General features: G+C 40.3%; 11 protein-coding genes. 6 read left to right on the forward strand and 5 right to left on the reverse strand.

Translation table 11 applies throughout. From position 1 onward, the window contains the following. The first annotated feature begins 10 nt into the window (after nt 1-10). Nucleotides 11-736: a hypothetical protein gene (locus H5072_RS03865; RefSeq protein WP_182692762.1), complete on the forward strand. Its 726-nt coding sequence runs from the start codon at nt 11-13 to the stop codon at nt 734-736. Nucleotides 737-798: 62 nt separating this feature from the next. Here H5072_RS03865 and H5072_RS03870 read toward each other — a convergent pair whose 3' ends face one another. Both H5072_RS03870 and H5072_RS03875 read right to left on the reverse strand, forming a co-directional pair. Further along, nucleotides 799-1119 carry a chaperone modulator CbpM gene (locus H5072_RS03870; RefSeq protein WP_024599636.1) on the reverse strand — a complete coding sequence of 107 codons (321 nt, stop codon included), beginning with the start codon at nt 1117-1119 and terminating at the stop codon, nt 799-801. Then, nucleotides 1119-2087, reverse strand: a complete 969-nt coding sequence (locus H5072_RS03875) for a DnaJ C-terminal domain-containing protein (protein ID WP_182692763.1) — start codon at nt 2085-2087, stop codon at nt 1119-1121. Before H5072_RS03875 ends, H5072_RS03870 begins: the two co-directional genes overlap by 1 nt. Nucleotides 2088-2318: 231 nt before the next feature. Here H5072_RS03875 and H5072_RS03880 point away from each other — a divergent pair, with 231 nt between their 5' ends. The 3 genes from H5072_RS03880 (at nt 2319) to H5072_RS03890 (ending at nt 5051) form a co-directional block, all read left to right on the forward strand. Further along, complete coding sequence (locus tag H5072_RS03880) at nt 2319-2972, forward strand: endonuclease (protein ID WP_149603346.1); 654 nt, start codon at nt 2319-2321, stop codon at nt 2970-2972. 100 nt (nt 2973-3072) lie between these two features. Continuing rightward, nucleotides 3073-4680, forward strand: a complete 1608-nt coding sequence (locus H5072_RS03885; protein WP_182692764.1) for a S41 family peptidase — start codon at nt 3073-3075, stop codon at nt 4678-4680. Then, a complete protein-coding gene (locus H5072_RS03890) occupies nt 4680-5051 on the forward strand; it encodes a hypothetical protein (protein ID WP_024605009.1) in 372 nt (123 codons plus the stop codon). The genes H5072_RS03885 and H5072_RS03890 overlap by 1 nt, the downstream gene beginning before the upstream one ends. A gap of 71 nt (nt 5052-5122) precedes the next feature. Here the strand turns inward: H5072_RS03890 and hmpA are convergent, their stop codons facing one another. Both hmpA and H5072_RS03900 read right to left on the reverse strand, forming a co-directional pair. Beyond that, on the reverse strand, nt 5123-6304 hold the full coding sequence (gene hmpA, locus H5072_RS03895) for an NO-inducible flavohemoprotein (protein WP_024605008.1): 1182 nt from the start codon (nt 6302-6304) through the stop codon (nt 5123-5125). A 20-nt stretch (nt 6305-6324) separates the two neighbouring features. Further along, a complete protein-coding gene (locus H5072_RS03900; protein ID WP_182692765.1) occupies nt 6325-7557 on the reverse strand; it encodes an NnrS family protein in 1233 nt (410 codons plus the stop codon). 279 nt (nt 7558-7836) lie between these two features. Between H5072_RS03900 and norR the strand changes: the two genes are divergently transcribed. Then, on the forward strand, nt 7837-9393 hold the full coding sequence (gene norR, locus H5072_RS03905; RefSeq protein ID WP_182692766.1) for a nitric oxide reductase transcriptional regulator NorR: 1557 nt from the start codon (nt 7837-7839) through the stop codon (nt 9391-9393). A gap of 32 nt (nt 9394-9425) precedes the next feature. Here the strand turns inward: norR and H5072_RS03910 are convergent, their stop codons facing one another. Further along, entirely contained in the window at nt 9426-10325 is a 900-nt protein-coding gene (locus H5072_RS03910; RefSeq protein ID WP_138489798.1) for a LysR family transcriptional regulator, read from the reverse strand. 119 nt (nt 10326-10444) lie between these two features. Here H5072_RS03910 and H5072_RS03915 point away from each other — a divergent pair, with 119 nt between their 5' ends. Next, nucleotides 10445-11011 carry an NADPH-dependent FMN reductase gene (locus tag H5072_RS03915; protein WP_008138682.1) on the forward strand — a complete coding sequence of 189 codons (567 nt, stop codon included), beginning with the start codon at nt 10445-10447 and terminating at the stop codon, nt 11009-11011. Nucleotides 11012-11082: the final 71 nt, after the last annotated feature.

An 11082-nucleotide genomic window follows, 5' to 3' on the forward strand; every position in this document is an offset into this window, starting at 1 on the left:
AGACTAAAACATGAATAAAAAAATATTTAAACATGCTCGCAAGTTACATAAATGGTTAGGATATTTATTAGCACTACAAATTTTAGCATGGTTACTAGGTGGTTTAATTATGAGTGCAATCCCTCTTGATAAAGTTCATGGGGAGCATCTTGCAACACGTACTCTTAATAACCCATTTACGCAGGCTGATTATGTTGCCTCCCTTGACGATATTGCCTCTCAGGTGGTTAATCCAACACAAATAATTTTTGAGAACTTCTTAACTACACCACTTATTACTGTCTTTAGTAATAACGAGCAGCAAAGCTTCAATGGAATAACAGGCCGACCATTTGAACCGCCAACTAAAATACAAATTACCGCAAATGCTAAAGCACACTTACTTATTGACGCTCAAGTAACAAGCGCTGTACTACTAAAGCAAGGTATGCGAGAAGTTGGATATAAAACCAATGTTTGGCAGGTACAATTTGACGACACATTTAACACAACACTGTACTTGTCAGAAAATAACGGCAAAGTTGTTACCGTTCGCAGCACGCTATGGCGAATATTCGACTTTTTTTGGATGTTACATATTATGGATTACGATGAGCGAGAGAATTTTAATAATCTACTGCTTATTAGCTTTTCAGCAACCAGTGTACTTTTTTGTTTAAGTGGAATATTACTACTTATACAAAATATACGACTAAAACGATTTATCCGAATTAAAAATAAGAATAAATCAAAGTAGTCATATTGGTTTTTGAAAGCTAGCGCCCACTTATCAAAGAGTAAATAAGCCTAGGGCTTATTTTATTCCAAGTGCTTAAATCGACTCAAATGTCGCTTTAACATTTCGTTTTCGAAAATCAACTCATCACGCTCATCCAGCAATTGTAAAACTAAAGCTATTGCCGACCAATCTAACGAAAAGTCATGTTGGATACGGGCCGCTTTTTTAACTAAGGTCACTGCAGATACCGTAAATTGCCACTGCGTAACATGATCCCCCTCAATTGGAACCGCAATATTATGCTCAACTAGCTCATATAAAATTGCTTCGCTAATATCACTGCTCAAACATAGCTCTTTGCTAGTAAGTAAATCGTCTTTTTGTGTCACGATAATTTGCATTATGGCTTGCTCCAGTTATTACGGGGATCAAAGTGAGCTTTTTTGGCTAATTCTTCCCACAGTTTTTTACTGGCATCATCAACAGATGTTGGATTAACAATTTTAAGCACAGCAAATAAATCACCTTTAGCTTTTTTACTCATTAATCCCTTACCTTTAATACGCAAGCGTTGACCAGACTGACTATTAGAAGGAATAGTTAATTGGATGTTTCCTGTCAACGTAGGTAAATTTAGCTTTGTACCAAGAGCCGCTTCCCATGGTGCAAGAGGGACAACTATATTTAGGTTATGACCTTCAACATCAAATAATGGGTGAGGCACTAAACTAATTTGTAAATACAAGTCGCCATTTTGCCCATTAGCTGACCCTAATCCGCCTTGCCCTTTTAGTCGAATTCGCTCGCCATTTACTGAGCCTGCAGGAATTTTCACTTTAAGTGATTTTTTAATTTCAGTGACACGGCCACTGCTGCCTCGCTGCGGTAACATAAACTCAACAGGCTTAACGGTATCAACTAAAGTCTCTTCAAGAAAAATTGGGAACTCTATTTCCACATCTTGTCCTTTTTGCGCGCGAGCGGCGTTACTTCTGCTCTGCCCGGAACGATCGAATCCACCAGCTCCGCCAAACATTGAATTAATAAAGTCAGAAAACTCTTGGTCGGTTTGAGGATCGCTTTGCTGATAATTACTTTGCGAAGAGGCATTGTTACCACCATAATGGCCTTGCTGTTGACGAGCACGATTTTGTTGGTGACGACGTAACTCGTCGTATTTAGTGCGTTCTTCTTTGTTATGGATGACTTCGTAAGCTTCTGCTATTTCTTTAAACTTATCTTCTGCTTGAGGCTCTTTGCTTACATCTGGGTGATATTTTCTGGCTAACTTTTTATAAGCTACTTTAACCGCTTTATCATCTGCATCAGGCGATATTCCAAGCACTGCATAATAATCAACAAATTTCATTTGCAATCCAAATCCTCATATTGAGTAAGCTTTAAGCATACTCCTTAACGGGTAACCTTGTGTGGTTAAAATACGATAAATAGTGAGAAATAAATGAATAGTGAAAATAACTTTGAGTAAAAAATTAATCAGGCACTTTTTATTAATATAAGCGTAGGCCTTAAGTTAACTTTATCTTTTATCTTCAAGGCTTTAAACTGCCTATTCCTGTAGTTCACATTTGTGATGGATATGACTCGATTTATTCTGGCCTTATTGGCTTGTTGTGTGTGCGTTTCGGTATCAGCCGAACAATTTACCCGTTTTTCAACGGCTAAAAGACATTTAATTAAAACCCTACCTGACAACGCCAAAAGCATTTACTGCGGCTGTGATATTAAAAAAGAAGGCAAAAAACTCGTTCCTGACCCGTCTAACTGTGGTTACATTCCTCGAAATACCCTTACCCGCTCAGGTAAAGTAAATGTGCGAGCACTACGCATTGAGTGGGAGCACATTGTTCCGGCGTGGGAATTTGGTCACCAGCTACAATGCTGGCAAGATGGCGGGCGTAAAAACTGCCGTAAAGTAAGTGCTAAATTTAGAAAAATGGAAGCTGATATAAATAACTTAGCGCCAGCTATTGGCGAAATTAATGCCGATCGCTCTAATTATCGTTTTGGTATGCTTAGCGAAAACGCCACACAATATGGTCGTTGCGAAGTAAAAGTAAACTTTAAGCAACGTGTAGTTGAACCGCCTGTTTATGCACGAAAACGTATAGCTGACACCTACGCTTACATGCAAAAAACATACGGTTTAAAAATCTCTGATAAACAGCAAAAGTTATTTAATGCATGGCAAAAGCAAGCATTCGCAGATACAAGTAGTGCGAGCAAGCTCTAAGCTTTAACACTCATTTACATAAATCAAAGTTATAAATGTTGAATAAACGAGCGAGTGTTGTAATATTTTAAACAACTTATTTACAAAAAAGCCCTTACCTATGTTTAAAAATAATAAAACCTCGCTTGCCATTTTCACTGCATTTGCGGGCTTTGCTTTGACCGGTTGTGGCGGCGGCGGTAGCGGTATCGACTCAGCCCCTGTAGTTACAACACCTGTTAGTAGCAGTCCAACATGGACTGCGGGTGTATTTGAACCCTCTAACGATTTAAAAAACTTTTGCGAAACCCCGCGTACGGGTAACGATCCCTTTAATAACAACGAGCCTTACCCAGATCAAGCCGGTTCTGCCCTTTACGAAAAACTCTGGCTTCGCTCTTGGAGCGACGAAACCTACCTTTGGTATGATGAGATTGCCGATAACGATCCTGAAAGCTTTGCCACAGTAGCCGATTATTTTGCCCAATTAAAAACAGAGCAGCTTACCGACTCAGGGGCAAAAAAAGATAACTTTCATTTTTCAGAACCTACTGAAGATTACTTTCAAGAAGCGCAATCGGGCGTTACTTCTGGTTACGGTATAAATTGGGCGTTTATTGGCGATACAGCCGACCGTATTTTACGCGTCGCTTATCTTGAAGATGATTCACCTGCAAGCCAAATAGGCTTTCAACGTGGTGATACTGTACTTTCAGTTGACGGTGTTAGCATTAATACCAATACACAGTCGGGTGTAGATACGCTTAACGAAGGCTTATTTAGCCCAACTAACGGCGACTCACACACTATTGTTGTACGCAGTAACGATGGCGCCGAAAAAACATTTAATGTAACCGCTGGCAATATTGAACAAACACCGGTTCAAAATGTTAAAACAATTACAACCGCAAATGGTTCAAGCGTGGGTTACATGCAATTTAATAGTCATATAAGCATTGCCCAAGAAGGGCTTATTGATGCAGTAAATAAGTTTAAAACCGATGGTATTGATGAGCTTGTAATCGACTTTAGATATAACGGTGGTGGTTTATTAGCACTGTCGGCACAATTAGCTTATATGGTTGCCGGTAATGCCAACGTTAACAACCGCTTTTATTATCAAACTCAACAAAACGATAAACAACCCGTTGATTCGCCTTTTCCATTTATTGATGAAGAAATAGATTACTCTACTTTTTTTAGCACAGGTGAAAACCTACCTGATTTAAACTTATCGAAGGTTTATGTATTAAGCACATCAGGCACCTGTTCGGCATCAGAAGCTTTTATTAATGGTTTAAAAGGTATAGACGCAGAAGTTATTTTAATTGGCGATACAACCTGCGGTAAGCCCTATGGCTTTACCCCAACTCATAACTGCGCAACAACCTATTACACTATTCAATTTAGTGGGGTAAATAGCAAAGGATTTGGCGAATACGCTGCGGGTTTTACACCAACCCCTACGCCACAATTTGATGCTGATGTTCAAGGTTGTGAAATTGAGGACGACTTTGATCATCAGTTAGGCGACAGTGACGAGGCCGTTTTAGCCACCGCATTGTTTCATGTTGAAAATGGCAATTGCCCAATTAGAACGGCTGCTGCAAAAGCAGAGCCAGCTAATTTTTCAAGCTCTCGTGAATCTCTCATTCCTTTAAATATGCCTGAGCAATTTACCCAGCGTAATATGGACTTAACTTGGCCAACACTGAGTGAGGAAAGGTAATGGCTAAATTAGTACTCCCATTAGCTACCTTATTCGCTTTAGGTGGATGCCAAAGTGTAAATAGTGATCCCGCTAAACCCGCTATATTAACGAGCGTTAATCCTAGCGTTATTGCAACACTACAACAGGCAATTCAACAAGCTAAGGGAGGCGCATTAGTAACACTTTCCGATTCCGTATTTACTAAACGTAGCGAACTGCTAATTGATCATGCAATGAGTAAAGGGTCTGATGGCAGAGTAATTATGGGCGCGCATAATATAAAATCTGAGAAGTTTATTTTGCAACTACGTAATAACCAATGCGAGCTTTACTATCCTAAAAAAGAGCTTACTACAGTACTTGAAGGTGTGACCTGTAAAGAGTTATAAGGCACTTTATTAGCGTTTATAAAAAGGCGCGCAGCACATCGCTGTACGCCTTTTTCTATTTTAAAGCGTTATTACAAGTCTTCATGCGGACCAAACACTTCATAATGAATCTGCTCGTTTTTAACACCTAGTTCAAGTAACTGCTTTTTTATAAATGCCATAAAACCGGCAGGACCACATAAGTAAAAGTCGCCATTACTCAATGGTAGCTGTGCTTGTACTGCATTTAGGTTCATTAACCCAGTAAAGTCAGCGCCCTCTGTCGCTTGGTTAAACCACGTTATTGTTTTCAAGTGGTTATTCTGCGCTGTTAGATCATATAAATATTTTGAAAACGAATGTTGCTGAGTATTTTCGCAAGCATGTAAATACATAATCTCTTGATTAGAATTGTCACTTAATAACGTTTCAAGCATAGCCAGCATTGGCGTTTGCCCAACACCTGCTGAAATGAGAACCACTGGACTTGTGTTATTGCGTAAAAAGAAGTCTCCTGCCGGCGGGTATAACTCAACAATAGTGCCTTGCTCTAATGAGTGTAAATAATTAGACACCATGCCAGGCTTTGGCTGTAGCTCTTTTTTAACACTAATACGGTAGTTTTTAGCGTTACTTTTTTGTGAAATAGAATACTGGCGAATTTCTTCATATTCAGCGCCCTCTGGCTTAACTTTAATACCTAAATACTGCCCTGGTTTATGTGTAATAACAGCTTCGCCATCAACTGGCGTAAGTGTAAAACTCGTTACTAGTTCTGATTCGGCCTGTTTGTTGGTTATTTCAAATTGCCGAGTTCCCGCCCAACCACCGTGTTTATTTTTACTGTGCTCATACAAAGCAGCTTCTTCGGTTATACAAATATCAGCAAGTACGCCGTAAGCTTCGCGCCAAGCGTATTCAACATCGGGAGTAAATTGCTCAGGAAGAAGCTCTTTAAGCGTACCAATTAAGTGTGCACCTACAATAGGGTAATGCTCAGGTAAAATATTCAAGCTTGTATGCTTATGATTAATACGTGTTAGCGCTTCTTTTAATACGGCTAAATTATCAATATTTTGTGCATACGCAGCCAATGCATTAAAAAGTGCAAATTGCTGACGACCTGTATCTTGGTTCGCCATATTAAAAATATTTTTAAGCTCAGGATTATGACTAAATAAACGCTTATAAAAATGATCGGTAACAACCGTACCCGCCTGCGCTAATAACGGAACTGTGCTTTTTACAATCTCAATGGTTTTATCAGATAACATATGTATTTCCTATGGATGAACTAACCACGACGCCCATCAACACGACGCCGCGTTAATATAGGTGTGCAGTGAATTAAAAATAATGAAAAAGCTACTAACCACAGCAAAGCACTTATTTGCCAAGCAAGGTGAGGCCTAATAATAAAAGGGAGTAATGAACGAGTAATAGCGGCCACAAGCAAAAATGCAAAAGCAACAGCCATGTAATGAGGAATAGCGAGTATCCGCCCTGTATGACCATGCGATACACGCGTCATCATTGCTAAAATCATCATACCTATTGTGCCAATAGTGATTAAGTGCAGCGCATCTTTAAATTGCATTGCACTGCTATAAAAGCTAAATGCAACCATCATTAACCCTACGCCTAACGCTAAGTAGGAAAAATGTAAAGACCATAACAACGGCACTCTCAATACCTTGCTATCCCACCAACAACTAGCCCTAAGCAGGTGAAGCGCAGCAACAGTTGCAACAACTAACGCAGGATTAATCGTGTTCAAAAACAACTTGTTGATGAAAAATAAAGTGATAGCCACAATAGATAAATACATAACAGCTTTATCTATTTTAGGAGTGCGAACTTGTGCGGCTAACCCCAGACCTTTAGCGGTAAAAAATGGTAAAACGCGGCCCGCAACAATGCCAACTAGTAAAGTAATAACCAGCACTGCGGTATCAACCACACCAAGTGCAAGCTGCATGTTTTGTTGTAAAACAAGTATTAAATACAATACATTGAGCCCACAAAGCACAGCTAAAATAGCTAAAAACGGATAGTTACTTTTGCTATTGGCTTTTAATAACATATTAGCCAACGCGGTTATGGCGCCTAGCCACCAAATAACTTGTAATGTAAGTGCAGCATATAAATTAAAATGAGCAATATCTGGCAGTACTACAAAAAATGCTAAGCGCGCTGCAAGCCATATAAACGTAAGCCACATAAGGGCTTTGCCACTTATGCTCGGCACGCCTGTCCACGTTTGTGCTGCGGTAAGTAAAAAGCCAACAGCTACAACTCCTGCAAAGCCAAACAGCATTTCGTGCGCGTGCCATAATGTCGCAGGTATCGATAAGTGCCAACTTGCATGGCCTGTTAAAATAAGTAGCCAATACCCCACTGACAAAAATGCCAATAAGCCACCGCCTAAAAAGAAAGGCCTAAAAGCTAGCATCCATAACGACCATTGAGATACTTGATGAATAGCAACGCGTGCTGGCATTGGCTCAGTTAAGTTTATAGGGCGCATTATTTTATTTCCTGCCCTACACCATACTGAGCAAAAAAGTATTCAGCGCACGCTAGTGCCTCATGCAGTGAACTAAACTGTGTTTGATTATTTAAATTATTCAGCATTAGTGTGTTCATGGCGATCTCTGTAACTAACTACGTTACTTAGCTATTACACATACTGTGCCAACAAGTTTAATTAATTTAATTCAACAAGTTAAATTAAATCACTTTACAGTGTGAGTCTTTATGACCTACTATAAATTAACTCATAAAAACACAAATAGGTCATTTTGACGTGAACCAGCAATTCAACCTTACACAAGTTGCTCTAGAGCTTGCTCAAAGTACACTACACGAGCATAGCTTTGATAAATTACTAGCAACGGTTGAGCGGGTTATTCCAAGTGATGCAAGTGCGTTATTAGTGCTTCAGGGCGAACAATTAAAACCACTGGCAATTAAAGGATTAATGCCCGACAGTTTAGGCAGACGATTTAAAATAGTAGAACACCCTCGCCTAGAAGCTATTTGCAAAAGCACACTCGCGCTTCAATTTGCGCACGACTGCCCACTACCCGATCCATACGACGGATTACTATTAGCTAAAACCGGCGACATACCGGTACATGCATGTTTAGGTTTACCTCTTTATGATAAAAACGCGCTACTTGGCGTACTTACGTTTGATAGCCTTAACGCCAATGCATTTAACAGCATAAGCGCTGATACACTCAATACCTTACAAACGCTGTGTAGCGCGCACTTTAAAACGGCCTTAGAACTTGCCCATTACAAACAGCATGCACAGCACTCAAGTGCATTAGTACAAGAACTAAATCGTGAAGCATTAACACGTGACGGCGGTGAAATTATTGGTCAAAGTCCACTAATGCAAACACTTAAAAACGAAATTAAACTCGTTGCAGCATCTAACTTTAGCGTGCTTATATTAGGTGAAACAGGGGTAGGGAAAGAGCTTGTTGCACGTAATATTCACTTAAATTCAGCTCGCAAAGATCAACTGCTTATTCACTTAAATTGTGCATCGCTTCCCGAAAACCTCGCTGAAAGTGAATTTTTTGGTCATGCGAAAGGGGCTTTTACAGGCGCACAAAATTCGCGCCAAGGTAAATTTCAATTAGCTGATGGCGGCACGTTATTTTTAGATGAAATTGGGGAACTACCCCTTGCCATGCAAAGTAAACTATTACGAGTGCTACAAAGTGGCGAAATACAAACGGTAGGAGAAGACACGCCAAAGTACGTAGATGTACGCGTCATTGCCGCAACCAACAGAAATTTAAAAGAAGAAGTAGCTCAAGGTCGCTTTAGAGCCGATTTATACCATCGCCTCAGTGTCTACCCTATTACTGTGCCACCACTTAGTAAACGCGAGCACGACATAACACTCTTAGCTGGTTATTTTATTGAGCAAATAGCCCGTAAATTAGGGATAAAACAATTAAAACTAAGCCCTGAAGCGCAAGTACTGCTTAATCAGTACAGCTGGCCAGGTAACGTGCGCGAGCTTGAACATGTCATTAGCCGCAGCGCCCTAAAAGAAAAACAAAGCCAATGGCAAAATCCGATAATAACCATTACAAGCGAGCACTGTGACTTAACACCGAGTGCGCCGCAAAACTCTCTAGTAGCAAGCCAAAGTACAACCAACACCTTAATCAACCAATCTTTAAAGCAAGCTGTAGAATCGTTGCAATACAACGTAATTACCGAGCAATTAAAGAAGCATAACTACAACTGGTCAGCAGCAGCAAGAGTACTTGAATTAGATAGAGCAAACTTAGTACGCTTGGCTAAACGCCTAGGGATAGAAGTAAAAAAAACACTATAATCATTTAAAATACAGCTAACACGCTGCTAAAACTATTGATTAGCAGCTAACTTACTAAAGTGTGTTTTTAACAACCCTGCAAAAGCTTGTACTTTAGCAGTACGATGCACTAAGTGATGCGTGACTAACCATACATCGGTAGGCCAGCTTAACTCACTGTGCAATATAGGCACTAAATCAGGATATTGCGCCGCTACGTCATGTTGTAATCCGCCAATGCCTAGCCCTTTAATGATTGCACGAGTCGCTTCTGCAGTTTCAGATACTCGCAGCTTTATTTGCGATGCAGGAATGTGCTCATCAGCCCATGCAAAATAAGGCACGCGGGCATTAAAACCTGCCACGCCCGATACAAAGTTATGTTGTTGTAAATCAATTAATAATTTAGGCATACCGTATTTATTAATGTAACGTTTATTAGCGTATAAACCCGATGAAAGCTGCGCCAAATGCTGAGCAATATAATCGCCTTCATCAGGTCTTGGGCCTGCACGCACTGCAATATGTGCTTGTCCGTGATCGAGCCTTAGCCTTTTTTGTTCTAAAATAACCTCAAGCTGCACTTGTGGATGTAGCGCCTGAAATTGCTCACATACATCACCAAGGACATCCATGAAGCCACTTACCGTCGTTAGCAACAAACTACCTCTAAGGGTGCTATCGGCCGCTACTATATCGTTATGTAACTGCTCTAAGGAGCTATGGATTGTTTGTGCTGTTGCAAATAACTTGGTGCCAATTTCAGTAACCTTGTAGCCACGAGCATGGCGATGAAAAAGCCGTGCATTTAAGTTTTTTTCAAGATTATTAATTCGCCTAAGCACTGTGCTGTGGTGCACATTAAGCTCCTCGGCCGCTGCTGTTAGCGTGCCTAACCGTGCTACTTCGAACGCAACTTTAACGTCTTGCCAATCTTCAAATTTTATCGCCATGCTGCCTACCTTTTACTTATGTGCATATACGCACACAAGTGTTGCGTTTATTAGGGTTTTCTACAAGTGAAATTTTGCTACATTAGTCATGGAACTTAAAACATTAAAAGGCCACTACCATGTCAGCACCAAAAATTATCGCCCTAGCTGGAAGCCTTCGCCAAGAAAGCTTTAACCAAAAAATTATTAATGAGGCAGCACGTTTTGCTCTACAAACAGGTGCTGAAGTAGAAGTAATAAAACTAAACGAATTAAACATCCCACTATTTAACGAAGATATTGAAGCGCAAGGTACACCAAGCGATGTACAGCTTTTAAAAGATAAGCTACGTACAGCCGACGGTATTTTACTAGCAAGCCCAGAGTACAACGGCTCTATTACCGCAGCACTAAAAAATGCGATTGATTGGGCATCGCGTACAGAGCAAGGTGCTGTTCCTGCTTTTCGTAATAAAGTGGTTGCTTTGTTTGCAGCATCGCCTGGTGGGCTTGGCGGCTTACGCGGTTTAAATCATGTGCGTGATATATTAAGCGGCATTGGATCGTTAGTACTTGCCGATCAACTTGCAGTACCCGCTGTGCACACACTGTTTAATGAGAATGGGCAAATAAATGAACCTGTAACGGCTGAAAAAGTATCAGCCCTCGCTCATCAGTTAGTAAGCGTTGCAAGTAAGTTAAGATAACTTGCACGCCTAAATAACTAATTACTTTGTCGCTGCTATTTTGGCGGCGATAAAGTCGGTATGCGTTACAT

Origin of the sequence: Pseudoalteromonas sp. SR45-5 (assembly GCF_014163565.1) — a bacterium.
Taxonomy (GTDB): Bacteria; Pseudomonadota; Gammaproteobacteria; order Enterobacterales; family Alteromonadaceae; genus Pseudoalteromonas; species Pseudoalteromonas distincta.

Excerpts from the sequence above, each read along its gene's own strand:
- H5072_RS03865 (WP_182692762.1), top strand. The coding sequence starts at position 11 with ATGAATAAAAAAATATTTAAACATGCTCGCAAGTTACATAAATGGTTA.
- H5072_RS03870 (WP_024599636.1), bottom strand. The coding sequence starts at position 1,119 with ATGCAAATTATCGTGACACAAAAAGACGATTTACTTACTAGCAAAGAG.
- H5072_RS03875 (WP_182692763.1), bottom strand. The coding sequence starts at position 2,087 with ATGAAATTTGTTGATTATTATGCAGTGCTTGGAATATCGCCTGATGCA.
- H5072_RS03880 (WP_149603346.1), top strand. The coding sequence starts at position 2,319 with ATGACTCGATTTATTCTGGCCTTATTGGCTTGTTGTGTGTGCGTTTCG.
- H5072_RS03885 (WP_182692764.1), top strand. The coding sequence starts at position 3,073 with ATGTTTAAAAATAATAAAACCTCGCTTGCCATTTTCACTGCATTTGCG.
- H5072_RS03890 (WP_024605009.1), top strand. The coding sequence starts at position 4,680 with ATGGCTAAATTAGTACTCCCATTAGCTACCTTATTCGCTTTAGGTGGA.
- hmpA (WP_024605008.1), bottom strand. The coding sequence starts at position 6,304 with ATGTTATCTGATAAAACCATTGAGATTGTAAAAAGCACAGTTCCGTTA.
- H5072_RS03900 (WP_182692765.1), bottom strand. The coding sequence starts at position 7,557 with ATGCGCCCTATAAACTTAACTGAGCCAATGCCAGCACGCGTTGCTATT.
- H5072_RS03910 (WP_138489798.1), bottom strand. The coding sequence starts at position 10,325 with ATGGCGATAAAATTTGAAGATTGGCAAGACGTTAAAGTTGCGTTCGAA.
- H5072_RS03915 (WP_008138682.1), top strand. The coding sequence starts at position 10,445 with ATGTCAGCACCAAAAATTATCGCCCTAGCTGGAAGCCTTCGCCAAGAA.